This window comes from Persephonella sp. (genome assembly GCF_027023985.1).
GTDB lineage: Bacteria > Aquificota > Aquificia > Aquificales > Hydrogenothermaceae > Persephonella_A.
The window spans coordinates 102,988-129,979 of the sequence record NZ_JALVTW010000010.1; the positions used below are offsets into that span (position 1 = coordinate 102,988).

The 26,992-nt window shown below is 35.2% G+C and carries 23 protein-coding genes; 8 read left to right on the plus strand and 15 right to left on the minus strand.

The window, feature by feature from the left end; translation table 11 throughout:
* Positions 1-12: 12 nt before the first annotated feature.
* A complete protein-coding gene (gene folK / locus MVE07_RS02430; protein WP_297453462.1) occupies positions 13-510 on the plus strand; it encodes a 2-amino-4-hydroxy-6-hydroxymethyldihydropteridine diphosphokinase in 498 nt (165 codons plus the stop codon).
* On the opposite strand, the gene MVE07_RS02435 is transcribed toward folK, so the two are convergent.
* The 14 genes from MVE07_RS02435 to ppsA form a co-directional block, all read right to left on the minus strand.
* Positions 507-905, minus strand: a complete 399-nt coding sequence (locus MVE07_RS02435; protein WP_297453465.1) for a type II toxin-antitoxin system VapC family toxin — start codon at positions 903-905, stop codon at positions 507-509. The genes folK and MVE07_RS02435 overlap by 4 nt on opposite strands.
* Complete coding sequence (locus MVE07_RS02440) at positions 893-1,147, minus strand: type II toxin-antitoxin system CcdA family antitoxin (RefSeq protein ID WP_297453470.1); 255 nt, start codon at positions 1,145-1,147, stop codon at positions 893-895. Before MVE07_RS02440 ends, MVE07_RS02435 begins: the two co-directional genes overlap by 13 nt.
* A gap of 478 nt (positions 1,148-1,625) precedes the next feature.
* On the minus strand, positions 1,626-2,327 hold the full coding sequence (locus tag MVE07_RS02445; RefSeq protein ID WP_297453472.1) for a type 1 glutamine amidotransferase: 702 nt from the start codon (positions 2,325-2,327) through the stop codon (positions 1,626-1,628).
* Between the two features lie 53 nt (positions 2,328-2,380).
* Positions 2,381-5,080, minus strand: a complete 2,700-nt coding sequence (locus MVE07_RS02450) for an HAD-IC family P-type ATPase (protein WP_297453475.1) — start codon at positions 5,078-5,080, stop codon at positions 2,381-2,383.
* Positions 5,080-6,363, minus strand: a complete 1,284-nt coding sequence (locus tag MVE07_RS02455) for a cation:proton antiporter (RefSeq protein WP_297453477.1) — start codon at positions 6,361-6,363, stop codon at positions 5,080-5,082. The genes MVE07_RS02450 and MVE07_RS02455 overlap by 1 nt, the downstream gene beginning before the upstream one ends.
* Positions 6,364-6,427: 64 nt before the next feature.
* Positions 6,428-7,066 carry a MarC family protein gene (locus tag MVE07_RS02460; RefSeq protein WP_297453479.1) on the minus strand — a complete coding sequence of 213 codons (639 nt, stop codon included), beginning with the start codon at positions 7,064-7,066 and terminating at the stop codon, positions 6,428-6,430.
* A gap of 2 nt (positions 7,067-7,068) precedes the next feature.
* Positions 7,069-8,661: an APC family permease gene (locus tag MVE07_RS02465; RefSeq protein WP_297453482.1), complete on the minus strand. Its 1,593-nt coding sequence runs from the start codon at positions 8,659-8,661 to the stop codon at positions 7,069-7,071.
* Between the two features lie 4 nt (positions 8,662-8,665).
* On the minus strand, positions 8,666-9,886 hold the full coding sequence (locus MVE07_RS02470) for an Nramp family divalent metal transporter (protein WP_297453485.1): 1,221 nt from the start codon (positions 9,884-9,886) through the stop codon (positions 8,666-8,668).
* Positions 9,879-12,548, minus strand: coding sequence for a plasma-membrane proton-efflux P-type ATPase (locus tag MVE07_RS02475; protein WP_297453488.1), 2,670 nt, complete (start codon positions 12,546-12,548; stop codon positions 9,879-9,881). The genes MVE07_RS02470 and MVE07_RS02475 overlap by 8 nt, the downstream gene beginning before the upstream one ends.
* Positions 12,549-12,551: 3 nt before the next feature.
* A complete protein-coding gene (locus MVE07_RS02480) occupies positions 12,552-12,686 on the minus strand; it encodes a hypothetical protein (RefSeq protein WP_297453491.1) in 135 nt (44 codons plus the stop codon).
* A complete protein-coding gene (gene lpdA / locus MVE07_RS02485; protein ID WP_297453494.1) occupies positions 12,679-14,085 on the minus strand; it encodes a dihydrolipoyl dehydrogenase in 1,407 nt (468 codons plus the stop codon). Before lpdA ends, MVE07_RS02480 begins: the two co-directional genes overlap by 8 nt.
* Before the next feature lie 16 nt (positions 14,086-14,101).
* Positions 14,102-15,013, minus strand: coding sequence for an aldolase (locus MVE07_RS02490; protein ID WP_297453497.1), 912 nt, complete (start codon positions 15,011-15,013; stop codon positions 14,102-14,104).
* A 12-nt stretch (positions 15,014-15,025) separates the two neighbouring features.
* Positions 15,026-17,680 (minus strand): plasma-membrane proton-efflux P-type ATPase, encoded by a 2,655-nt coding sequence (locus MVE07_RS02495; RefSeq protein WP_297453500.1) that lies wholly within the window; start codon positions 17,678-17,680, stop codon positions 15,026-15,028.
* An 18-nt stretch (positions 17,681-17,698) separates the two neighbouring features.
* The gene (gene ppsA / locus MVE07_RS02500) at positions 17,699-20,131 is read right to left on the minus strand and encodes a phosphoenolpyruvate synthase (protein WP_297453503.1); all 2,433 of its coding nucleotides are present in this window, start codon (positions 20,129-20,131) and stop codon (positions 17,699-17,701) included.
* Between the two features lie 291 nt (positions 20,132-20,422).
* On the opposite strand from ppsA, the gene MVE07_RS02505 reads away from it, so the two are divergent.
* A complete protein-coding gene (locus MVE07_RS02505) occupies positions 20,423-21,415 on the plus strand; it encodes a hypothetical protein (RefSeq protein WP_297453505.1) in 993 nt (330 codons plus the stop codon).
* Here the strand turns inward: MVE07_RS02505 and MVE07_RS02510 are convergent.
* Positions 21,412-22,314 carry a radical SAM protein gene (locus tag MVE07_RS02510; RefSeq protein WP_297453508.1) on the minus strand — a complete coding sequence of 301 codons (903 nt, stop codon included), beginning with the start codon at positions 22,312-22,314 and terminating at the stop codon, positions 21,412-21,414. The two genes, MVE07_RS02505 and MVE07_RS02510, sit on opposite strands and share 4 nt — an antisense overlap.
* Before the next feature lie 207 nt (positions 22,315-22,521).
* Here MVE07_RS02510 and MVE07_RS02515 point away from each other — a divergent pair, with 207 nt between their 5' ends.
* The 6 genes from MVE07_RS02515 (at position 22,522) to MVE07_RS02540 (ending at position 26,991) form a co-directional block, all read left to right on the plus strand.
* A complete protein-coding gene (locus tag MVE07_RS02515) occupies positions 22,522-22,920 on the plus strand; it encodes a DsrE/DsrF/DrsH-like family protein (protein WP_297453511.1) in 399 nt (132 codons plus the stop codon).
* 24 nt (positions 22,921-22,944) lie between these two features.
* Positions 22,945-23,178: a sulfurtransferase TusA family protein gene (locus tag MVE07_RS02520; protein ID WP_297453515.1), complete on the plus strand. Its 234-nt coding sequence runs from the start codon at positions 22,945-22,947 to the stop codon at positions 23,176-23,178.
* 14 nt (positions 23,179-23,192) lie between these two features.
* Entirely contained in the window at positions 23,193-24,323 is a 1,131-nt protein-coding gene (locus MVE07_RS02525; RefSeq protein WP_297453518.1) for an FAD/NAD(P)-binding oxidoreductase, read from the plus strand.
* A gap of 12 nt (positions 24,324-24,335) precedes the next feature.
* The gene (locus MVE07_RS02530) at positions 24,336-25,013 is read left to right on the plus strand and encodes a DUF1641 domain-containing protein (protein WP_297453521.1); all 678 of its coding nucleotides are present in this window, start codon (positions 24,336-24,338) and stop codon (positions 25,011-25,013) included.
* 105 nt (positions 25,014-25,118) lie between these two features.
* Positions 25,119-26,423: a tRNA (N(6)-L-threonylcarbamoyladenosine(37)-C(2))-methylthiotransferase MtaB gene (gene mtaB, locus MVE07_RS02535; protein ID WP_297453524.1), complete on the plus strand. Its 1,305-nt coding sequence runs from the start codon at positions 25,119-25,121 to the stop codon at positions 26,421-26,423.
* Complete coding sequence (locus MVE07_RS02540) at positions 26,389-26,991, plus strand: redoxin domain-containing protein (protein WP_297453527.1); 603 nt, start codon at positions 26,389-26,391, stop codon at positions 26,989-26,991. Before mtaB ends, MVE07_RS02540 begins: the two co-directional genes overlap by 35 nt.
* Position 26,992: the final 1 nt, after the last annotated feature.

Genomic DNA, 26,992 nt, shown 5'->3' on the forward strand with positions numbered 1-26,992 from the left:
TAAGGTGGCTATTTGAAAAAAATATTTCTTGCTTTAGGTTCAAATATCGGCAATAGGCAGGAAAATATAAATCAGGCAATAAGGTTTTTATCTAAAGAAATTACTGATATAAAACGAGCACCAATCTATGAATCAAAGGCTGTAGGCTATGAAGACCAGCCCGATTTTTTAAATACAGTTATATCTGGATATACAGATTTATCCCCTGAAGAGTTATTGAATTTCGTTAAAAAAGTTGAAAAACAGACAGGGAGAATAAAAAGATTTAGATGGGGTCCAAGAGAGATTGATATAGATATCATTTTTTATGGGAATTTAGTTATAGAAAAAGATAATCTTATAATCCCCCATCCTCGCATTCAGGAACGGGATTTTGTCTTAAAACCGCTTTGCGATTTGGAACCTGAGTTTATACATCCTGTTTTGAAAAAAACCGTTCTGGAACTTTTAAACAATCTAAAAGAAAAATCAATAATCAGGGAAACCTCAAAAACTGGGAATAAATGCTAATGATTTTTTAGTAATTTTTTAGAAAATTCTGATAAAAGTTCAACTTCAGGATAATGTTTAACATTTCTTGTTACTATTTTTAGATTTTTTTCTTTTGCAGTTGCCATTATTAAGCAATCAATATTAGAAAGTGTAATACCTTTTTTTCTGTAATTTCTATAAAACTCAGCTCCAGTTTTTATAATGTTTTCATCTAAATTTATTATTTCTATTAACTTTACAAAATCCTGAATTATCTTTTGTTGTCTTACTGCAAAAGCTCCTTTTAATAGCTCATAGTGAGTTAATATACTTATATAGCAATCTTCATTTAGAATTTCTGAGAAAAGATTTACTGCATAATCCTTATTCTTTAGAAAATCTATGCAAACATCAGTATCTATTATGTATCCCATTCTTTCTCCCTTTCCTTTTGAGTTCTAATATCCTCTTTCCTTGCTTTATTTTCATATTCCAAACCATCTTTTATTTCCCAATCTTTTAGACTTCCTGCCATTGACAAAATTTTTTCTTTTTTCTTCTTCTTTAAATAATCTTCAAGGGCTTCTTTTACTATATGACTGAAATTTTCTGAAAATTCTCTTGCTTCTTTATAAATATTCTCAGGAATAGAAATAGTTTTTTTTACTACACCCATTATTATCACCTCCTTATTCTAAAGTAAGAATATTTTATAATACTTTCAAGTATTACAAAGATACCCAAAAACGAGTTATCCACAGGTTATCCACAAGGCGAACATTATGTAAGTGATTGATAAATATATGAAATTAAAAAATTATCCACAGGGGTTGTGGATAACTCAGAAAAAATTGTGGATAACTGGGCAAAAGTTGTGGATAACTTAGCCTTAAATTGTGGATAACTTCAACTTATCCACAAAGTTATCCACAGGGTTAAGTAGTTGAAAAACAAGAAAAGTTAGTTGATATTAACCTGTAAGTTATTGTAATAAAAAGATTTTTCAAAAATTGAGTTATCCACAGGTTATCCACAAGTTATCCACATTTTTGAACTACTATAAGTTATTGAAAAATATATAAAAAATTAAGTTATCCACATATCCACAGGCCATTATTATTCTTATTATTATTTATATTTTTAAAAACTAAAAATTAAAAAGAAAAGAATCTATCTAAAAACCGGTAAAGATGATTTTCAAGCTGGATAAATTTTTTGTAATCGGATATCATCTCTTCAGGTTTCTGGATATATTTTCCTTCCTGTTTAAGCTCAGTTTCTCCTTCTTTAATCCAGTTTCTAACACTTTCTAAGTCAACTTCAAAGTGGAACTGAAGGGCAACTACTTTTCCATCTTCCGTTTCAAAAGCCTGATTAGGACATCCTTCACTGTAAAATGTGTGAATGGTTCCTGCCGGAATATCAAATGTATCTCCATGCCAATGGAAAACTTCTATTTCCTGTGGAAAGTCGTAAAAATATTTGGATTGCTCTGCTTTATCTGTTTTAAAAACCGGAAACCAGCCAATCTCTTTATCACCACATTTATAAATTTTGCTTCCCATTACTTCAGCAATTAATTGAGCTCCAAGACATACTCCCAGAACTTTTTTACCAAGTTTTATTGCATTTTCTATAAAAACTTTTTCTTTTTTTAGAAATGGATATTTATCTTCATCATAAACCCCCATAGGACCACCCATTATTACGAGGACATCAAATGATGAAAAGTCCGGAAATGGTTCATTTTTATATAAATGTGTTCCTTTTATTTGAGTTATATCCCTGTCTTTTGCCCATCTGAATATATTTGCAGGGGTTTCGTAAGGAACATGTTGAAAATAATGTATTCTCATTATTTCCTCCAAATTTAGTTATATCATTTATTTCGTAACAGGAAACTTTTTCCTTATATTGATTTATTTTCTTTCCATCTTATCCATTTATAAGTTTCAACCACAAGGAATATTGGAATCGCTACTGCAAAAATAAGTCCCCAATCTTCAAGTTTCAGCGGAACTGTGTGGAGTGCTTTTTGTAAGAACGGAACATAAACTGCAGCAACCTGGGAGCCAACTGTTACTGTCCATGCAAGAAGAAGCCATGGATTTGTAAAAAATCCTATATATTTCATAGGAGCAACAAGAGAACGGAAATTAAACACATTCATTTTTTCAAGGATTATTATTCCTGTAAATGCCACAGTCTGTGCAGTCATTACAGCTTCTGCCCCACCTTTTTCAAGGTAATGATGGAATAGCCATAGCGTAGCGAGACCGATATAAAAGCCAAGGAAAATAATTATTACGATACCTTTCCAGTCAAGTATATGTTCTTTAGGGGAGCGGGGTGGTCTTTCCATTATTCCTTTCTCTGCAGGCTCAACGCCAAGGGCAACAGCAGTCATTCCATCTGTAATAAGATTCATCCATAAGATCTGAACAGGTAAAAGAATTAAAGGCCCTCCAATTATCACATTTGAGAAAATAGCAACAACCTCACCTGTATTTGAAGATAAAAGGTATCGGACAAATTTTTGAATATTGTCATACTGTCTTCTTCCTTCTTCAACACCGCCAATAATTGAGGCAAAGTTATCATCAAGGAGTATGACATCTGCGGCTTCTTTTGCTACATCTGTTCCCCTCAGTCCCATCGCTATTCCGATATCAGCCTTTTTTAGAGCAGGTGCGTCATTAACTCCATCTCCTGTCATTCCGACAATCAGACCTTCTCCTTGTAGAACAGTTACAATCCTCAGTTTATTCTCTGGTGTTGTTCTGGCAAATATAACATCTTCTTTTAATAATTCTTTAAGTTCTTCATCTGACATATTTTTAAGTTGCTGTCCTAAAATAGCCTTTTTAGCAGGAAGTCCTATTTTTTTAGCTACAGCAAGAGCTGTTTCAGGTGCATCACCTGTTATCATGATTACTTTAATTCCTGCTTTTTTTGCAAGCTCAATTGCAGATGGAACTTCAGGTCTTGGAGGGTCTATCATACCGACAACACCTAAAAGAGTAAGGTCTTTTTCTACTTCATCTTCTGTTAGTTTTATGTTTTCAGGTAAAACCCTTTTGGCAAGGGCAAGGGTTCTTAAACCATTTTCAGCCATCTGTTTGTATGCCTGAATAAATTTCTGTTTATCTTCTTCTGTGAGATCTTTTTCTTCTCCATTTTCCAAAATTTTTGAACATCTTTCTATTATTACTTCAGGGGCACCTTTTGTATAAGCAACTTTTTTTCCGTCTTCATTAACTATCACAGTCATTCTTTTTCTTATGGAGTTAAAAGAAAATTCTGTGTAATGTTTTAGGTCAGGAACAGAAAGCCATGCTTTGTAAGCAGCAACTATTAAAGCAGCTTCGGTAGGCTCACCTTGAATATGCCATCCTTTTTCATCATGAATAAGCTTTGCGTGGTTACATATCATTCCTGTTTTTAAAAGCTCTAAAAGGTCAGGATATTTGTGATAATCAATCTTTTTACCGTTCATCTCAAAATGTCCGGCAGGGTCATATCCATATCCTGTAACATCTATCCATCCGATAGGAAGCCAGATTTTTCTAACAGTCATTTCATTTTTGGTAAGTGTTCCTGTTTTATCTGTGCATATCACCTGTGCAGAGCCAAGGGCTTCAGCAGCCTGAAGCCTCCGTAATAGGACTTTTCTCTTTACCATAGCTTTTACACCAAGGGCAAGGGTAATTGTAACAACTGCAGGAAGACCTTCTGGAACCACTGCAACGGCAAGGGAGATACCTGTCATAAACATCTCAAAAAGAGACTTACCTGCTATCCAGCCAACAATTGCAACAATGATCGATATGGCAATAGATATAGCCCCAAGTTGTTTACCTAAAACAGCTAATTTTCTTTGAAGTGGTGTTGGTTTCGTTTCTACCGTTTGTGTCAATTTTGCTATTTTTCCGAATTCTGTTTCCATTCCTGTTGCGACTACAACGCCTTTTCCGACTCCATTAACTATACTTGTTCCCATCCAGACCATAGAAGATTTTGCTGCAAGGGGAGTTCCAGGTTTTACTGGTTCGACAGATTTATGAACCGGAACAGATTCACCGGTAAGCGGTGATTCATCTGTTTTTAGATTTATGGCTTCTATGAGACGAAGGTCTGCTGGAACTTTATCTCCTATCTGGAGAACAACAATATCTCCAGGAACGATATATTTAGCATCAATTTCTATCTGTTTTCCATCCCGAATAACCTTTGCCTTTGGGGAAAGCATTTTTTGGAGGGCTTCTATGGCTTTTTCTGCTTTCCACTCCTGAACAAAACCAAGTATTCCGTTTAAGATTACAATAGCTAAAATTGTGAGGGCATCTCCTATTTCACCAATAGCAAAAGAAATTCCAGCTGCAATTAAAAGAATAATAATTAACACATCTATAAACTGTCTTGCTAAAACTTCATACCATTTTGCTCTTTTATATTTTTGTAATTGGTTTAGCCCATATTTTTTTAGTCTTTTTTCAGCTTCTTCAGATGATAATCCTTTTTCTGGATCTGTTTTTAGAGCTTTTACTACATCTTCTACTTTTAAAGCTGCCCAGTCGTATTTATTTTCTAAGATCTTCTTTTCAGCCATCAGCTTTCACCTTTAAAATCGTGAAGTTTTTTAGTTTTGATATGTTCTTCACTTACTTCAAGAACAGGTGGAGCTTGAAGTTCTTTGCCCCACATTCTTACAAAGAGGGTGAATAAAACTGGAACTACAACTGTAGAAACAGAAGAAGCTGCCACTAAAGCAGTAAACAGTTCAATATCTATTAAATGAGCATCATAAAGAAGTTTTGCCACTATTATTTCAGTTGTAAGTCTTGCGTTAAGCCCAATACCGATTGTCCATGCTTCTTTTATGGTTATTTTTTTCATAGGAACCATTAAAAATATTCCCACTAACTTACCTACAAATGCAGCGAGGAAAAGGAGTATTGCAAGTTCTGGATGTTCAAATAATCCTGTTAAATCAACACTAATTCCAATCCATAAAAAGAAAACTACACCGAAAAATCCATAACTGATTGCCCTTAAAACATGAACAGTTTCTTCACCTATATCTTTTGCTGCATTTAAAGCAGGTCTCATTATTATTCCTGCAACAATTGCACCGACAACAAGTCCAAGTCCCACATATTGGGAAAATCCACCGAAGGCAAGAAGAATAAACATGCTGAGAAGAACAAGATTTGCAGGTTTTGGCTTTAGCCAGTGTGAAATAGGTTTAATAATCCATTTATAAACAACAAAGGTTGCTATTATAAAGATAACTGTTCCTAAAATAACATCCCCAATTTCCCTTTCAACGCTCATGTGAGTTCCGGTTGCCTGTGCTATCCATATGGAAACAACAGCCACAAGGAAAACCTCAATTACATCATCAAGGACTCCTGCTCCTACAATAAAACTACCGACTCTGGTTTTTATTAGATTAAACTCATCTAAGATTGGAACAATAACAGCCTCTGCCGTTGGCATTCTTGTTAATCCGATGACGAAGGCAATCATCCATCCGTAGCCTAAAAGAAGCATTACAAGAACACCAAACAAAAAAGGAAAAGCAGTATTTAAAACAGTAGCCCAGATTATATCTTTACTGAGCTTTTTCATTTCAGAAAAGTCTATCTGGAGACCAATATAAAAAAGTAGAAAAAGGACTCCAAGTTCTGCGAGGAAATTAAACCCTGTTGCCGTTGCTCCATTTGTCAGGATTCTATCAACAATAGTCGTATAATGAATTCCCATCCCAACAAAAAGAGCACCTAAGATAACAGGAATTCTTGCTTTGAGGAGAAGACCCCCGAGGGCGTAACTGAGACCGAATAAAAGGGCTAATATTAAAAGCAGTTCACCAAGCTGGGCTTCTGTCAAGGCTAAATCCTAAGTATTAATTTTATTTATAAAGATAAGGTTTTATAGGATAGATGTCATTGATTTAATATAACTTCCAGAGAGCTTTTATTCCGCTTATTATAAACTGTGCAGCTATTGCACCAACTATCAGACCCATGATTCTGGTGGTTATTTTGATTCCTGTTACTCCTAATAGTCTGTTTAAAAACACAGCATTTCTTAGGGTCAAGAATACTATAAAGCTTGATAAAACTATTGAAGCTACTAAAAGACCTAAATCTATAATAGATATTGCTTTTGTTTTAAAAATAATTAAGGTTGCTATAACACCGGGACCAAATAAAACAGGTATTCCAAGAGGAATAATTGAAATATCCTCTTTTTCTCTTGCTTCTTCGGACTCCTCTGAAGAATGCTTTGTTTCCGAAATCTGACCTTTTATCATGCTTAATGCAAGGACAAATAAAACAACTCCACCTATAACTTTTATGGAATAAATGTTAATGCCAAAAATTTTAAAAATTAAATCACCTAAAAAAACAGTTGCTAAAGATGCTACCAGAACAGTGATACTTGTTTTTTTACTAATAGAGTTGATTTCCTGTCTTGAAGGAATAGAAGGTAAAAGACTTACCATAATTGCAGCAGCAGCAATTGGATTTAAAATAGTCAAAAGCCCTATTGTAAAATGCAAAAATGTTTTTATATGTTCAAATTCCATATTTAACCTATTTTTTTAGCAGTTTTCGGTAATTTCTCCTTTTCCTCTTTCCTCAAAAATTTTATATGAACTGGATGATGTTTTGCCAAATTAAGCAATGTTTTTATTTTGTTTTCTTCTTCTGTTTCATTTTTTATCTTTTTATCGGTAATAACAACTAAATTTATATGTCCTGCTTTTTCCTTACCTTTTTCGACAAGTTTACCTGTTAGGTATATCTCTGGACGATCATATTTTTCTTTTATTTTTTTACTTATTTCAGGAAGTATTTTTTCATAAATCTTAATTAAATTTTCTCCTTCTTTTAGTCTCCAATCTATATACTCCTGTAATCGAACTTTTGTAAAAAATCTGTATGTAATCTCAAATAAAAGAGTTAATACAAGAATTACAATAGATGAGCTAAGGGCATCAGGATTTGTTTTGAGATTATATCCAATTAGAACAACAATAGATATCACACATAATAAAAATGCTATTAGAGATATCAATCTATTTGAATCTGTATAATAGGCAAGTTTTACATTTGCAAGATTTACTCCTGCAAATATGATTAAGAATCCCAGACTACCTGCAATGGATATATTTTCCAGATTAAATGTTGTGGCAAATATGATTGTTAAAACAGCAAGTATAAAAAGTCCTTCTGTTGCATGTTTCCATACATTTTTAGTTATGTTTTTAGGAAGTGCTCCGAATTTTGCTACCAGATAGCTAACCCTTGCACTTCCGTAAAGAGTAGCATTTATAGCAGATGCAGTTGATAAGAGAGCAGCAATTCCAATAAGAACAAATCCGGCCTGTCCTAAAAATGGTTTTGCAGCTACAGCAAGGGCATAATCCTGATATTTTTGAACTTGTTCATAAGTCAGATTTGCTACAGCTACAGCAGAAACAAGAACATATATAAAAATAACAGTGGTAACAGCAGCATAAAAGGCTTTAGGAAGAGTTCTCTCTGGATCTTCTATATCCTGTGCTGTATTTGCAATAAGCTCAAAGCCTTCATAAGCAAGAAATATGATAAGACCACCTGTCATTATTTTAAGTATGCTTTCCCAGTGTTCAGGGGAAAGTTTTGAAAAATCTCCTGTTAAAAATCCAAGGGCAGAGAAAAATAGAAGAATTCCAACCTTCATAAAAACCATAACATCTTCAGCTTTTCCACTTATGTAAGCCCCAAGTGCATTTATTACAGTAAAGAAAATAATTACAAAAACAATAAATAATTTTTTGGCCAGTTCTACTTCATGACCTAAAAATAAGGCAGAGGCATAGCTGCCAAATGCATAAGAATAAAGGGAAAGCATAATTACATAACTGGCAAGTAATAGGGTGTTGAGATATGCTGTAAAAATATTATTCCCAAAGGCTCTCACTAAATATTCAACAGTTCCACCCTCAGATGGATATCTAACTGATAATTTTGCATAAGAATAAGATGTCAAAAGGGCTATTATTCCTGCAAATATAAAAGCAACAGGTGCGGCTCCTTTAGCAAGTAGAATAGTCAAACCAAGAACGGCAAAGATTCCGCCACCTATCATACCACCAACACCTATTGAGTAAGCTTCCCAGAAACCTATTTTCCTCATTTTTTTACCCCTTTATAAGACTGTAAAACAAGTATATAGTTGCGATCACAGAAATTAAAAAAGTTAATATTAAAAATAGATTGTTGAATTTGCTGTTTATATAATTCCCTAAAACTTTTTTATTGTTTCCCAGTATAAAAAGTAAACCACTCAGTATAGGCAGTAATATTCCATCAAATATCTGGCTGTAGTATAAGGCATCTACTGCTGATACACCTGTCAGATTTATTAAATCTCCAACAAATAATGAACCTAAAAATACCAGATAAAAACCTTTTGCATCACTCACTCTATTATCCATCCCTTCACGCCAGCCAAATGTATCTGCCACTGCATAGGCAGTTGAACCTGCAAGAACAGGAATTGCCAAAAATCCTGATACTATTACCCCTATACTAAATAATAGAAATGCATATTCCCCTGCCGCAGGTTTCAGTGCAAGGGCTGCATCGGCTATGGTCTGAATCTCTTTGTGACCAAATAGCATAACTGCAGAAGAAACTATAATCGCATAAGCAATCACATTTGAATAAATCATTCCAAGTGCTGTATCTGCTTCCATAACTTTTGCCTGGGATACTGTTGCATGTTCTTCTTTTTCTTCTGAAGCCTGCCAAAAAATCATATAAGGGGAAATTGTCGTTCCTAAAAGTCCAAGAGCAGCAAGAATAAAGGCTAAGTTAGGTTTGATATGGGGAATAAATGTGTTAATTAGTAGTTGCTCTAAATCGGGTTTTGCAAGAATAGCAGAAATTATATAAACTGCAAGTAATGATGTAAGAAATATAAGAACTTTTTTGACTGTTTTATAGGCTTTAAATATTACCAGATATGCAATTAATAGAGTTATGGGAATGAGTAAATATATAGCTTTTATTCCTGTAATAATTTCAAATATTGCGGCTATAGCTTCTAAATCTGCTCCTATAGTCAAGATATTGGCTATAGCAAGGCTTAGAACTATGAAATATGTAAACTTTTTTGAGTAATAGGTATTTAGAATTTCTGGTAAACTTTTTCCTGTGGCAAGAGCAAGTTTTGCAGCTGTATCTTGGACAGCAATCATCATTGGGGTTGATAGAAGCATGAGCCATAACTGTGAAAATCCTGTTGTCGCTCCAACAATGGTATATGTGAGAATACCGGCAGGGTCATCTCCGGCCCCACCGGTTATTATTCCGGGACCAAATTTTTTGATTTCTTGTTTTATTCTATTATTAGCCACTATGTCCTACCTTTTCTCCCATCTCCTTTTTAAGCCATGTGAAATGTCCCGGTGCAAAGAAGAATTTCTTAGACCAATACATTTTTAGAATAGCCATTTTTACGACATCATTAAATAAGAACCATACCATTGCATATCCCCAGATAAACAATGCCCAACCCCAGCCCACAGGGGTAAATAGTCCCCATCCACCGTAAACAGCTATAATGGTTCCTAAAATCCTTGTTCCAAAAGTTGCAACAAATAGAATTAGAGAAGGCCATGGTTTTTTCCAGAACCAGTCTTTTACACGGGTGTTGTAGATTGTTCCGTGTCCTGCGACAACAAGTTTTGTAAAGATAATGGACTGGATTAAATCTTCAGGTAATTTCCAGTATTCTACTAGAAGGAAAAACAGAGTAAATGAGGAAATAACTCCTGCCACTCCCAGCCAGAAGGCCATTATATTAATCTCATACATATCCCATCTAACCGGTTTTGGAGATATCTTTGCATTGTCATAGGCTATAGATAGGATTGGAATGTCGTTTAATAGTGCCAAAAGTATAATCATTAATGCAGTAACAGGATAAAACTGGAATATCATAATGGATAAAGCCATAAAGAAAACAACCCTTATCGTTTCAGCGATTCTATATATTGTATATGCTTCCATTCTACCGAATATTTGGCGAGCTATTTCTATAGCTTTTATTATAACCATTAGACCCGGTGCAAGTAGAACAAGGTCTGCAGCAGCACGTGCAGCATCGGTTGCATTCGAAACTGCAATTCCTGCATCTGCTTTCCTAAGGGCAGGTGCGTCATTAACCCCGTCTCCTGTCATTCCTACGATATGGTCTGCTTTCTGGAGTTTATCAACGATAAAATATTTATCTTCAGGGAAGACCTCTGCAAAGCCATTTGCTTCTTCTATGATTTTTATTATCTCTGATTCGTGTCTTTTTATGGTTCCTTTTGGAAGTTTTGCTCCCTCAAGTTCTTTTTCCACAAGTTTTGCGATTTTTCTTGCTCTTTTTTCTGCCTCTTCAGGAGACAATCCCTCTTCAACTTGTAGTAAGGCTTTTGTTATAACCTGTGCCAGAATAACATATTCTTCATAAGTTTCTCCCCGTAATTCCCTTGCACTGTAAATCTTATCTCCAATACCAAGTAGTTTTGCTATATATCTGGCAACAGCGATATTATCACCTGTTACCATTTTTACTTCTACGCCGTATTTTTTTGCTTCCTCAATAGCCGGTTTTGAATCCTCACGGGGAGGGTCAAACAGAGGAATAAGACCTACAAAGTGAAACTCTTCTTCATCAGGATTTTTGTATGCAACCCCTAATGTCCTAAAACCTTTTTCTGCAAACTCTTCAACTCTCTGATATGCAACACTTTTATCAAATTCTGAAGGATCACATAATTCTATAATTACCTGAGGTGCACCTTTTGTGACAACTAATTCTTTACCATCACATTCTACCAGAGCTTCTGTTCTTTTCCGGACAGGGTCAAAGGGTATGAATTTCTTTTGAACACATTGTTTTGTTTTTTCATAAAGGTTATGTTCTTTTAGCCAGTCAAAAATTGGAATTTCTATAGGGTCTTTATTTTCTTCTTTTGATGCTAAGGCAGCATAAAACATAAGATCTTCTGATTTATAACCATCAACAGTGAATGGAACAGATATAGTCATCTGGTTTTTTGTTAATGTTCCTGTTTTATCTGAGCAAAGAACATCTACCCCAGCAAGTTCTTCAATTGAAGCAAGACGGCTTACAATGACCTGTTTCTTGGCAAGATATAAAGCACCTATGGCCATTGTTACTGTGAGAACTGCAGGTAAAGCAACCGGGATTGCTGCAACTGTTAAAACAAGGGAGAATCTAAGTAGTTCTTTCCAATCAGCCCCTCTGTTTAATTCAAACAAAATCATTAAAGCAACAATAATTAGGGTAAGCACTATTAGAAAGTTTCCAACCTTGATAACCATCTCTTGAAAGTGTGAACGTTGTTCCCTTTCTGCCTTTGCAACCAGTTTTACAGTTTTTCCAAAGTATGTGTTAAGTCCGGTTGCAACAGCAACAGCAATCATTTCCCCCTGTTTTACAATTGAATTGGCATAAGCTATATCACCTACTTTTTTGGTAACAGGAAGAGATTCGCCTGTAAGGGCAGACTGGTCTACAAGAATAAAATCCCCCTGCACAAGCTTAACATCTGCAGGGATAATGTCACCAATTTTTAGTTTTATAATATCTCCTGGGACTATATACCGGGCATCAACTTCTTTCCATACACCATCTCTTAAAACAAGACTTTTCTTTGCAAGTTTTTCTTTTAAAACTTTTAAGGCTGATAAAGCTTTATGTTCTTGCCAGAAATCAACCCCTGCATTCACAAACAGGAGAATCATGATGATTGTAAAATCTTCCCATTTTTGAACAGAGGCAGAGAGAATGGCTGCTATTTCAATCATCCATGGAATAGGACCCCAGAAACGCCTGAATATTCTATGCCATAGAGGTTCTTCTTTTTCGGGTATCTCGTTTAATCCATATTTTTTAAGTCTTTCTTTGGCTTCTTCTTCTGATAATCCTTTATTTAAATCTGTTTGTAGTTCTTTTATTACTTCATCAATAGGCTTGTCTTTGAACTCGTCTATGTTGGCCAATTTCTACTCCTCCTGCTCTTCCTGTTTTTTTCTTTTTAGCCAGTCCATAAATATAAATACACCTGCAAATAAGGCTCCTCCTATCGCTATGTATCCAAGATAATAAAATATGCAAAATAGAATATCCTTATCACACATGCTGGCTAACCTCCTGCATCAACATATTCTTTGCAAGCAGCTCAAAACTTTCTGTTAGTGTAGGGTGTGGATGTATTCCATTTGCCACCTGCTCTAAAGTTAATTTATTGGCAACTATAAGGGAAGCCTCTCCAATAAGAGAAGATGCCCCTTCTGTTATTATATGAATGCCTATTATCTGGTTGTTTTTCTTATTAACTACAAACTTTAAAAATCCAAAATCTGTATCAAATATCTGTGCCCTTGCGTCTATCTGATATGGGTATTTGCCAATTATATAATCAATTCCTCTGCTTTTTGCTTGCTGTTCTGTAAGTCCAGCTGATGCAATTTCTGGGTCAGAGAATAAAACCCATGATAGTTTATCAAGGTTAACAGTGTGTTTATTGCCTTCTAAGATATTTCTTGCAGCAGATAATCCCTGATTCCTTGCAAGGTGCTGGAATTTAGGCTGTTTTATAACATCTCCAACTGCATATATATCTGGATTTGAGGTTTGATAATATTCGTTTGTAATTATTCCTTTTTTATCATACTCAACATTAACTTTTTCAAGGTTTAAACCTTCTATATTTGGTTTTCTTCCAACGGCTATTAAAACCTTTTCTACTTCTACTGTTTGGAGATTTCCTTCTTTTTCAAATGATACTTTGAATCTGCCGTTCTCAAAATCAATCCTTTTCACAAGGGATTTTAGATGAAGCTGTATTCCATCCTTTTGTATTTTATCCTGTAAAATAAGTGCAAATTCTTCATCAACAGGCATTAAAATTCTTTCCATCAGCTCAACAATAATAATTTTTACGCCTAGTTTATTAAACATCTGCCCAAATTCTATTCCTATAGGGCCACCACCAACGATAAGAATTGATTCTGGAAGCTCTTCCATATCAAAAATATTCCTATTTGTCCATACTTTATCTAAACCATTTCCTTCAATTGGTGGTATAAAAGGGGAAGAACCTGTTGCGATTATTGCCTTTTCAAATTCTACCGTTTCAGTTGAACCATCTAATTTTTTAATCTCAATCTGATTTTCAGAAATAAAACTTCCTTTGCCTTTTTTAAAAGTAAGATTTTCTATTTGAGAAAGTCTTTTAAGGGCAGTATTTGCTCTTCTTTCAAGGATACTTTCTTTCCTTTTTATTACATTTTTCCAGTTTATTTTTATATTTCCTTCTATATCTATTCCAAAAATATCTAATTTTTTTGTCTGATAAAAATAATCAGCTGAGGTTTCAAGAATTTTTGATGGAATACAACCTTCAAATAAACATTCTCCACCAGGTTTTCCTCTTTCATCTATCAACAGGACTTTTTTTCTTTTTTTTGCTAAAAATTCTGCTGCTGGAGTTCCTCCAGGCCCTGCACCTATAATTACTACATCATATTTTTCCATTTTGACCCTCCAATTTTTATAATGTTTCTCCTTTAAGAATTTGCAAAGCTTCTTCTACTGTTTTGTTTTCAACAGTTATTGCATAAATTGCATTGGCCATTTTTATGGCATCTTCAAGGGTATTTTGGTGAATATTTCTTCCTGTGCCGTTTCCCCTTGCTCCTCCAATATGTATTTGCTCATAAAGTTCAGTCAAAAACTGCTCAGGATTTTCTTTTTTACCTCCTTCACAGAGAACTCCCGTATTTCCTGCAGCTAAAACAGCTTCTTTTAAAGCTTCTGCAGATTTATGTCCTTCTTTATAAGGAACTTTTAGTTTTACAAAATCAGCTCCAAGGCAGTTTGCAACACCTGCTGCACCTGCTATCAGATGAGGATCGTGCTCATCTTTTATGGCTTTTCCTTTTGGATACATCCATAAAACAGCAACCATACCTTGTTGATGTGCTTCGTAGATAAGCTGTGCAGCCTGTTTTAGCATCTTGTGTTCAAACTCACTTCCTAAATAAACTGTATATCCAATACCGTAGATTTTTAGTCCAGACTTTTCCTTAAAATCTAAAACCTGCTCAAATGAATACCACGCAAGGCTTATTGGATCTCTTATTTCATAGGGAACAAGATTAGTTTTTGAGTTTATTTTTACAAGGTAAGGAACCGTGGGGTATTTTTTGCCGTATCTTGCTATTAATCCCATCTGAGTTGCAAATATACCTATTTTTGCAAGAGAGGCTATTCTAAAAAGATGTTCAGGATGAGCATCATCTAACGGAATTCCTTCTCCATAAAAATCGTCATTCAAATGTTCTACTTTCTGATCACCGGCAAAAAGCATAAGCCTTCCACTTCCACCGGTGATTTCGTTCATATTCTTTATATATTCATTAACTTTATCTTTAGGCACATCTGAAGGGACTTCAAAATTCATTTTTATCCTCCTTTAAAAAACTTGGCTTTTAAGTTGTTTTTTAAATCCAGGGAATTTTGCAAATACAAATCTTTTGTTCCTATAAACGTGGAAGAAAAATACTTTTACAGCGTCGTTAAATAGGAACCATACCATTGCATATCCCCACATAAATAAAGCCCATTCCCATCCAATTGGCGTAATAAGGTCAAATCCGTAAACAGCTATAACCGTTCCAATAAAGCTTGTTCCTATTGTGGCCCAGAATAAAGTAGAAGAAGGCCATGGTTTTTCCCAGAACCATGTTTTTCTTCTTGTGTTGAAAATAGTGTTATGTCCTGCAACAAGAAGTTTTGTGAAGATAATAGACTGAATCATATCCATTGGCAGTTTCCAGTATTCTACAAGTAGGAAATACAATGTAAATGAAGAAATAACTCCTGCTACTCCTAGCCATGATGAAAGAACTAGTATTTCTGTCATATCCCAAGTCTGTGGTTTTGGAGAAGCTTTTTCATGGTCGTAAGCTATAGTGAGAATAGGAATATCATTTAATAAAGCTAAAAGGATAATCATAAGAGCTGTTATTGGATAGAAATTAAATATTACGATGGAGAGAGTCATAAACAGGATTATTCTAATTGTTTCTGCAATTCTATAAATAGTGTAAGATTCCATTCTTCTGAAAATTTCTCTTGAGATTCTGATTGCATCAACTATCACTTTTAGACCAGGTGCAAGAAGGACAATATCAGCAGCAGCCCTTGCAGCGTCAGTAGCTCCTGCCACAGCAATACCACAGTCGGCTTTTCTGAGAGCTGGTGCATCATTAACACCATCTCCAGTCATTCCAACGATATGTCCTGCCTTTTGAAGTTTATCCACAATAAAGTATTTATCCTCTGGAAACACCTGTGCAAAACCGTTTGCTTCTTCAATAATTTTGATGATTTCTGATTCGTGTCTTTTAACAATTCCGGCAGGCAGTTTTCTTCTTTCAAGTTCTTGTTCTACCAACTGGGCGATTTCTTCTGCAAACTTCTCAGCTTCCTTTTCAGTCACGTGTGGGCTTAGTTTTTGATAAATTGCTTTTGCTATAACTTCTGCTAAAACTGTGTATTCTTCGTAAGTCTCACCTCTAAGCTGTTTTATATCGTATATCTTTTCTCCGATACCGAGTATCTTGGCTATGTATCTGGCAACGGCAATGTTATCACCTGTTACCATTTTTACTTCTACGCCGAGTCTTTTTGCCTCTTCAACAGCCTCTTTTGAATCTTCCCGAGGTGGATCAAACAGTGGAATAAGACCTACAAAATGGAATTTAGGTTCATCAGGTTTTTTATATGCAACCCCTAAAGTTCTAAAACCATTTTGTGCAAACTCTTCTACTTTTTGATAAACAACCTCTTTATCAAATTCTGAATCATCACACATTTCAATAATAACTTGAGGTGCACCTTTAGCCACCAATAATTGAGTTCCATCATGTTCTACAATGGCTTCTGTTCTTTTTCTGACAGGGTCAAAAGGAATGAACTTAATCTGTTTCCACTCTTTAAGTTTATCGTAAAGATTGTGTTCTTTTAGCCAATCAAATATAGGAATTTCAATTGGGTCTTTATTTTCTTCTTTTGAAGCAAGGGCGGCATAAAATATTACATCTTCAGTCTTATAACCATCTACCGTAAATGGTATAGAAATAGTCATCTGATTTTTTGTAAGGGTTCCAGTTTTATCGGAACAAAGAATATCCATTCCAGACATTTCCTCAATTGAGGCAAGCCTGCTGACAATAGCCTGTTTCTTTGCTAAGGAAAGGGCTCCTATTGCCATTGTAACCGTAAGAACAGCAGGCAGTGCGACCGGAATAGCCGAAACCGTTAATACAAGGGAAAATCTAAGAAGTTCTATATAGGATTCATGCCGTGATATTCCAACTAATATAATAATTGCCACAAGGAATATTGTGATAATAATAAGAAAGTTTCCAACTTTAATAACCATTTCCTGAAGGTGAGAGCGTTGTTCTCTCTCAGCCTGTGCTACCAGTTTTACAGTTTTTCCAAAATATGTGTTAAGTCCGGTGGCAACTACAACACCAACCATTTCACCCTGTTTTACAACAGAGTTGGCATAAGCTACATCACCTACTTTTTTGGTAACAGGAAGAGATTCGCCTGTAAGGGCAGACTGGTCTACAAGGATAAAATCCCCTTCTATAAGCTTCATATCAGCAGGAATAATATCCCCTATCCTGAGTTTTACTATATCCCCAGGAACAATATATTTTGCATCTATTTCTTTCCATACGCCGTCTCTGAGAACTATAGCTTTCCTTGCTAACTTTTGTTTTAAAACCTTTAAAGCAGAAAGTGCTTTATGCTCCTGCCAGAAATCAACCCCTGCATTCACAAACAGGAGGATCATGATGATTGTAAAATCTTCCCATTTTTGAACAGAGGCAGAGAGGATGGCTGCTATTTCTATCATCCATGGAATAGGACCCCAGAAACGCCTGAATATCCTGTGCCATAGAGGTTCCTCTTTCTCTGGTATCTCATTCAGCCCATACTTTTCTAAGCGTTTTTTAACTTCTTCTTCAGAAAGTCCTTTATTTTTATCAACTCCTAACTCTATTAGTGTTTCTTCTACAGATTTATTCTTATACTCATCAACAACAGCCATCCTTTCCCCTCCACTGTATTATTCATTATGCATTCCAAGTTTTTTTTCTATTTCATATACAGCAAGGGTTGTTTTGATTATTGCGTCTGGATTGATAGATATTGTGTCTATTCCCTGTTCAACAAGAAACTGGGCAAAATCCGGATGGTCTGATGGTGCCTGTCCACATATACCAATTTTTCTTCCTACTTTTTTGGCTTTGTGAATTGCCATCGCTACCATTTCTTTAACGGCTTCATTTCTTTCATCATATAAATGGGCTACAAGGTTTGAGTCCCTATCAAGACCCAGGGTTAACTGTGTTAAATCATTTGAGCCAATTGAAAATCCGTCAAAATACTGGGCAAATTTTTCAAGGAGAATTACGTTAGATGGTATTTCTGTCATTACGTAAACCTGCAGACCATTTTCTCCTCTTTTAAGGCCGTATTCATTCATAACTTCTTCTACTTTTTTACCTTCCTCTACTGTTCTACAGAAAGGTATCATCGTTATTACATTGTCCAGTCCCATTTCCTCCCTAACCTTCTTAATAGCTTTGCACTCAAGACCAAAGGCGTCTTTAAATTCCGGAGAATAATACCTTGAGGCTCCTCTCCATCCAAGCATTGGGTTTTCTTCTTTTGGCTCAAAATAATGTCCACCTAATAGATTTGCATACTCGTTTGATTTAAAATCTGAAAATCTAACTATCACTGGCTTTGGATAAAATGCAGCTGCAATTTTTGCTATACCATAGGAAAGTTTATCCACATAAAATTGGGTGCAGCTATTATATCCAAAGGTTCTAACTTCTATTTCTCTTGCAAGATGAGGGTCTTTTTCTTTAATTTCTTCAAAGTGCAGTAATGCGTTAGGGTGAATTCCAATATAGTTGTTTATAATAAATTCCTCCCTTGCAAGACCCACCCCTGCATTTGGGAAGAATGAATACATAAATGCATTTTCAGGGGTAGCAATATTCATCATTATTGGAGTTTTTGTTTTAGGAAGTTTTGTAAGGTCAAACTCTTCTTCTTCATATTCTATTTTTCCTTCATATACGTATCCGGTATCTCCTTCTGCACAGGAAACGGTGACCAGCTGACCATCTTTTAAAACTTCTGTTGCGTTATGGGTTCCGACAACAGCAGGAACTCCAAGTTCCCTTGCAACAATTGCAGCGTGGCAAGTTCTTCCTCCTCTATTTGTAACAATAGCTGCTGCCTTTTTCATTATTGGTTCCCAATCTGGATCTGTCATATCTGTGACTAAAACATCGCCTTCCTCAAAATTTTCCCCTTCTTCCGGAGACATAAGGATTTTTACTTTTCCTGAAGCTATTTTGCTTCCTACAGCAATACCTGTAACGAGAACTTTTTTTCTTCTTTCTTCAGGTGGTTCGGTGATTTTATAGACTTTGATTTTTGTCCGATCTTTTCTTGAATGAACTGTTTCAGGTCTTGCCTGAACTACAAATAATTCATTTAATTCCCCATCTTTTGCCCATTCTATATCCATAGGAGTCCATCTGCCATTTCTTTCTGAGTAATGCTCTTCAATAAGCATTCCCCATTTGGCAAGTTTAAGGACTTCTTTATCTGTAAGGGAAAATTTTTTCTGTTGTTCTAAAGGAACAGGAACTATTTTTGTTTTTTCCTCTCCTTCCCCGTAAATCATCTTTTTATCTTTGTGTCCTAATTTTTTCTCAATTATTGCTTTATAGCCTTTTTGGAGAGTTGGTTTGAATACAAGGAATTCATCAGGTGTAACGGCACCGCCTACTATAAGTTCCCCTAATCCGTATATTGATGTAATGAGAACAACGTCTTTAAATCCACTTTCAGTATCTAATGTGAACATAACACCTGAAGAACCTTTGTCTGAACGAACCATTTTTTGAACTGTTGCTGAAAGAGCTACAGAAAAATGGTCAAATCCAAATGTTTCTCTGTATGAAATAGCCCTGTCTGTGAAAAGAGACGCATAGCATCTTTTAATTGCATCTAAAAGGGCTTCATCTCCTTTGATGTTTAGATATGTTTCTTGCTGTCCTGCAAATGATGCTTCTTCTGTGTCTTCTGCAGTTGCAGATGAACGAACGGCAACATCAACGTATTCCTGACCGTATTCTTTGCTTAACTGATGGTAATAATCAAGAATTTTTTCTTTTAGGTCTGGAGGAAATTCTCCTCCCCTTATAAGATTTCTAACCTTTACACCATGTCTGTGGAGATTTTCTACGTCATTTACATCAAGGTCTTTTAATGCTTCTTTAATTTTTTCTTTGAGATTGTTGTAATCAAGGAAATACCAGTAAGCTTCTGAGGTGGTGGCAAAACCATTAGGGACATTTACACCTTTTGAAGATAGGGCATTAATCATTTCCCCAAGGGAAGCATTTTTACCCCCTACCAGTGGGACATCATCCATTGTAACTTCTTTTAGCCAGACAACTAATTTTTTATCCATTTTGGTAACCTCCTATTCTGTTGAAATGCAACCACATTTATAAATATAAGAATATTCTTATATTTGTGTAGGGGTTTTTGTATTAATTTAGATTCAGATTCAGTTTCTATAATTCCATTGATATCATAGATATTGAGACTAAATATCAATTATGGTAAAATAACAAAGGTTAAATATAAAAAGGTAAAATATGGAATATTTGATAATAGAGGTTTTTTTGCTTATTGCCGGTTATATTCTTTATAAGAGGATTTTCGATAAGAAAAAATGCCCGAAATGTGAGGTATAAGTATGAAAAGATGCTTATTAGCTGTGGCTGGTTTGGGTTTTTATACTGCTGTTGCACAGGAGCCACAAAAGCCGTTTATACTGGAACATATACTTCATAAACATAAGATAAATTTTGTTAATTCAACTGTTTATCAGCAGATAAATGGTTATGGGGCTATTTTTAACAGTTCTCATGTTTTTACATTATTAAAATTTACACCTGAAGATGAACTATTTATCAACGCTTCAATAACATTTGGAAATGGAATTACTTACAAACTGGAAAGGGAAGGATATTCTCTGTCTTCAACTGCAGATGACCTTGAGGATTATCTAAAGGATATTAATGATACAGGCAGAGATTATCTGCTAGAGCTTTATTATCAAAGATATTTCGGAAATTTAACATTTGCAGGAGGGCTTATAGATTCAACCGCTTATATTGATGCAAATAATTTTGCCAATGATGAAAATACACAATTTTTGAATGATGCTTTTGTTAATAATCCGATAGCTGTTTTGCCTTCTTATAATCCCGGTATTTATCTTTCTTACAAGGTTTCCGATACTACCGGAATTTCAGGGGTTTATATGCAGAACAAACCGGATAAAGGTAATGTCGGTATTGTTGAAATTGAGTATGAGACAGATGATTTTTCAGTAAGACCTTATTACTACTATCTGTTTGGAACTTATGAGGATAAAGGTGCCGGAGTTTCGGCGGATTATTCTTTTTCAGAAAATACTGGTCTGTTTTTCAGGGGAGGTATATCAAATTCTAACCATGACTATTTTGTGAGTGGTGGTTTTCAGATTGGTAACCTATTTTTTGACGACCAGATTGGCTTAGGAGTCGGATATGTCCACGGAGATAATACAGAAGATATAACAGTTTCAGAAGCTTACTATAAAATAAATCTATCCAAAATGCTTTCCTTTACTGCAGATATTCAATATATGGAAGAAATTAAGGAAGATTATATATACGGAGGAAGGCTGTATTTCTCATATTAGTCTTTTACTATATTTAGGCCAGCCTTCTCTGTATATTCCAATGCATCAAAATACTCTTTGGTTGTGATTCTTCTGTTTAATTCTGGATAATCATAGGCTTTATAATACGGATGGTATTGTGCCATTATGTTTACATGCATATTAGGTGAAACAGATTTGAGAAAATCAATTACTTCTTTTGACGTGGATATATCATTAGGCAGAACAAGATGTCTGACCAGTAAGCCCCTGTAAGCTATTCCATGTTCATCTGTTTTCAGGTCTCCTACCTGTCTGTGCATCTCTTTTATCGCTTCTTTTGCAACTTGAGGATAATTTTTCACCTTTGAGTATTTTCTACCATATTCTTCATTCAGGTATTTCAGGTCGGCAAGATAGATATCTACTATCCCATCAAGTAGTTTTAAACTTTCTATGCTGTCATAAGAAGAAGTATTGTAAACAATTGGAATTTTAAGTCCTTTTTGGGCTGCTATGTATGTAGCTTCTATAAGCTGGGGAACAATATGAGAAGGGGTTACCCAATTTATATTGTGGCATCCTTCTTCTTGAAGATAAAGCATAATTGCTGCAAGTTCTTCAGGAGATATCTCCTTACCCTCTCCTAACTGGCTTATATCATAGTTCTGGCAGTATACACATCCAAGATTGCAGTATGAGAAAAATATTGTTCCACTTCCATATCTTCCTCTAATTGGAAATTCCTCTCCATGATGTGGGAAAAAGGAAGCAACATAAACATTTTTACCTGTTTTGCAGAAACCTGTTTTATTATCCAGTCTATTAACTTTACACTCCCGAGGACAAACTGTGCACTCTAATAACATTTCTTTTGCTTTTTCTACTCTCTCCTTGAGCTCACCTGTTTCAAGGAGTTTTATGTAAGTCGGTTCCCTCATCTTTTGTTTTCAATTTATTATTTTTTCCAATCTGAAATATATGCAATCTCCAGAAAATATAAAGCCTAAACTTTTATAAACCTTATTCTGCAGCACTTTCCATAGTTAATTATAAATAATGTATTGACAGTAAAAATTACAGTTTTTATCTTTAAACATATAACAATATTTAAGGTCAATAAATATATTTTTATATAGGAGGGTAGCATGGAAAATAAACTTGTCATTGTTTTAGGAACAGGAACACTTGAAAAGCTCCAGATGGCTGCAATGCTGTCTTCTGTTGTTGCCACTTTTGGAACACCTGTCCGTATATTCGTCACAATGGGTGCTATACCGCCATTTAAAAAAGGTCTTTCAAAAGAGGAGAGGGCAAAAGTAGAAAGCATCGTTGGAAATGCAATTCTGGAAAAGAATGCACCGTTTTTTATTGATGTTTTCAAACAGGCAAAGGAAATGGGAGACGTAAAACTTTATGCCTGCGGTCTGGCTATGGATGTTCTTGGATGGGAAGTTGAAGACCTTGAGGAAGGCCTTTTTGATGAAATGGTTGGAATTACAGAATTCCTCGGTATAGCAGAAGGTGGACAGGTAATGGTTATTTAACAAATAAGCTTTGGAGGTAAAAAAATGTCAGAAAATGTTGTGGTTGTTGATGCAAGAGGTTCTTTTTGTCCAGGGCCTTTAATGGAATTAATAGCAAAAATCAAATCTGTTCCTATCGGAACTGAAATTCATGTCCTTTCAACAGACAAAGGTTCCGCCAAAGACATTCCTGCCTGGGTTAAAAAGGTGGGACATGAATATCTGGGAACAGAAGAAAAAGATGGATATTGGGTTGTAAAAGTCAAAAAAACTAAATAAAGGAGGTTTTAAGGATGGCTACACACATTGTTATAGCAGGAGGAGGAACAGCAGGTTCAATAATAGCAAATCTTTTGGCAAGAGGATTACATGAAGAGGTTAAAAAGGGAGAGGTCGTTATTAAAGTAATAGACAAAGAAGAAAAACATATGTATCAACCTGCTTTGCTTTACATTGTTTTTGATAGATTTAGAGAAGAGGAAATGTTCAAAAATATGAGAGACCTGTTAAATCCTTCGGTTATTTTTATTCATGATGAAATTGAAGAGTTTGATTTTAATGCAAATGCTGTAAGGACTAAATCAGGAAAGAAAATTGATTATGATTATCTGGTAATAGCGACAGGTTCAAATCCAAGACCTGACCAGATAGAAGGCTTAACAGAACACGGAGATATTTTCTATACCCTTGAAACTGCTAAAAAACTAAGAGAAAAACTCAGGAAATTTGAAGGTGGAAAAGTGGTTGTATCAGTTGCAGCTCCTCATAAATGTCCTGTTGCACCGCTTGAAATAACATTTATGCTTGATGAGTATTTCAGAAATAAAGGGATAAGGGATAAAGTTGAACTCCATTATACATATCCAATTGGAAGATTACATGCACTTGAGCCGGTTGCAAACTGGGCAGTTGGAGAGTTTGAGAAAAGGGATATTCAGTATGAAACCCTCTTTAATATGGAAAAGGTTGAGCCCGGCGTTGTTCATAGTATGGAAGGATTTGAAAAAGAGTTTGACCTCCTTATAGCAATACCACCGCATAAAGGCAGTGATTCCCTGATAAATTCAGGTATTCAGGATGGATGGGTTCCAACAGATAAACATCTTCTAAAAGCAGAAGGACATGATAATGTTTATGTCTGCGGAGATACAACAAATCTACCTATATCAAAAGCCGGTTCAACAGCTCACTTTGAGGCCGATGTTGTGGCAGAGAATCTTATAGCTGAAATAAAAGAAGGACATCCTGCAAGGGGTTATGACGGAAAAGTTATGTGTTTTATAGAAACAGGTTTTAATGCTGCTACTTATGTCTGGTTTAACTATACAACACCACCGGATCCAGTTCCTCCATCAAAGATGATTCACTGGTTAAAACTTGGATATAACAGGGTTTATTGGTTAACAGCAAGAGGAATACTATAAAGGAGGATTAAAATGGCTGAGAATAAAGATATGGAAGTTGCCCTTGATGTTATGAAAAATGCATTTACAGATGACATGGTTGAAAGGGCAGCTTCAAATTTAGAAAAAATGGTTGAGCTTGTAGACAGGCTCAGTAATCCTGAAATGATGGAAGCTATTGATAAACTATCTAAAAATGCAGAAACATTAAATAAATCAATGGAAAATCTTATGTCTGCTGTGGGGGCATTATCAACTGTTTTAAATGCATTTACTGATTCTATGGTGGAAAGGTTAACTTCCACTGTCAGTGAGCTTGGAGAACTGGTAGATGAAGTAAACAGGGCAAATCTAAAAGAAGTAATTCCTCAACTATCAGCACTTAACGCAGGAAATAATATGGAAGCGTTAATTGACCTTGTAAATGCACTCACAGTAATGAGGAATGCATTTACAGACTCAATGGTAGAAAGAATAGTTACTTTAATAACGGATATAACTGTAAATCTTGCAAGATTTAGGATTGAAGAAATAGCAACATCAGCATTATCAGGAATAGAAGAAGCATCAAGGCTTATAGAAGAACATCCTCCAAAGCTGGGTATGACAGGACTCCTCAGGGTTATCAGAGACCCGGAAGTCCAGAAAGGACTTATATTTGCCCTCTACCTTATCAAAGACCTTTCCCAGTCTCTAACCCAGAAAAAATGAGGGTCCTGCCCCTCTTTTTTCTTTATTTTCTGATTAATTTCATTTGAATTTCATAAAATCTGTATAAAATTATCTTGTATTAAACAAATTTTTTCAAGGTTTAGTATGGAAAAACTGAAAGTTGCCTTTTCAACTTTAGGATGCAGGATGAACCACTTTGAAACCTCTGCAATGGAAGAAGAGTTTGAAAATAAAGGGTATATTCTGTCTGGATTTGAAGATAAAGCAGATATATATGTGATAAATACCTGCACAGTCACAAATGATGCCGATAGAACTTCCAGAAAAACAATCAGACAGGCAAAAAGGAGAAATCCTGAGGCCATTGTAGTTGCGACAGGTTGTTATGCACAGGTATCCCCAGAAGAACTGGCAAAAATGGAAGAAGTTGACCTTGTTATTGGAAATTCCCATAAAACAGCTGTTTTGGAGCTGGTTGAGCAATATATAAATGAAAAAAGACAGGATAAAGTTTTTATAGATAATATCTTCAGGAAAAATGAGTTTGAAACATTCCAAATAAGCACTTTTTATGAAGGTGCCCGTCCTATCCTGAAGGTACAGGAAGGATGTAATAGTTTCTGCTCATTTTGTATTATCCCATTCGCAAGGGGAAAAGTCAGAAGTGCCAAAATAGACCAGATTGTCCAGCAGGTGAAAATTCTTGTTGATAGAGGCTTTAAAGAAATTGTTTTAACAGGAACACAGCTTTCCCAGTTCGGATACGACCATAAAGAGGGATTTTTATATGATTTGTTAAATCAGCTTATTAAAATAGATGGACTTTACAGAGTAAGGCTTTCCTCAATGGGAATTAATGAGATAGATGATAAACTTCTTGGTCTGATAACTTCAGAGGAAAAAATTGCTCCCCATTTCCATCTGTCTATCCAGTCCGGTGATGATAAAGTTCTAAAAGATATGAAAAGAAATTATACCGTTTCCCAATATGCACAGGTAGTTAATGAGATTATTAAAAGAAGACCTGATACAGCAATTGGAACAGATTTAATAACAGGTTTTCCAACAGAGGATGAAAAGGCTTTTGAAAATACTGTAAAAGTGATAAAAGAACTGCCTTTTGCATATATACATGTTTTTACATATTCAGAAAGAAAAGGAACAGCAGCCCAGAAAATAGGAGATAAAGTTCATCCACAGGAGAAAAAAAGAAGAACAAAAATAATAAGACAGATCTCTGAACAAAAAAATAAAGAATTTAGAGAAAAATACTTAGGCAAGCCATTGGAAGTCCTTGTTATATCAGAAAGAGACGGAAAGAAGGTGGGGCTTACAGGGAATTATATTCATATAAAATTTGATTCTCAAAAACCAATAAACAGTGTAACAGAAGTTGTTTTAACGGAGGTTGGGGATGAAAGGGAAAATAACATTGGAAAGGAGATTTAAGATGAGAAAAGTAATAATGGCATTTTTAACTGTTTTTTCGCTGAGTTTTGCATTTGATAATACACTGGTAGGAAAGGAGTTTAGAGATTTTACCTCTATTGATGAGTCTGGCAAAGTTGTAAAAGCATCACAGGTAATAGACCATAAGCCTGCTGTAATTATATTCTTTGCTATAGGTGACCAGCCGGGAACATTTAAATTTCTGCCCCATATGAATGAGCTTTATGACAAATATAAAGACAAAGTTGTGTTTATGGCTGTTCTGTTAAGCAGGTCTGATAAAAAAGAAGTTCAAGAACTAAAAAAATTACTTCCATTAAAAATACCCGTCTATCGTGGATATAGGGATGCTATTGAGAATTATAAAATCAGAAAAGTTGATGTTCCTCTTATAATCCTCGTTGATAAGGATGGTCTTATTACAAATATAGTTGCAAGACCAGAGTCTGAAATGGAAGAAGTTTATCCTTTTGAAAAGAACTTGAAAAAAGAAAACACCCTTGAAGGTAGAACTGCCCAAAGTATAAAGCTTTTGGACAAATACATTCAAAAACTAATTCAGGAGTAAG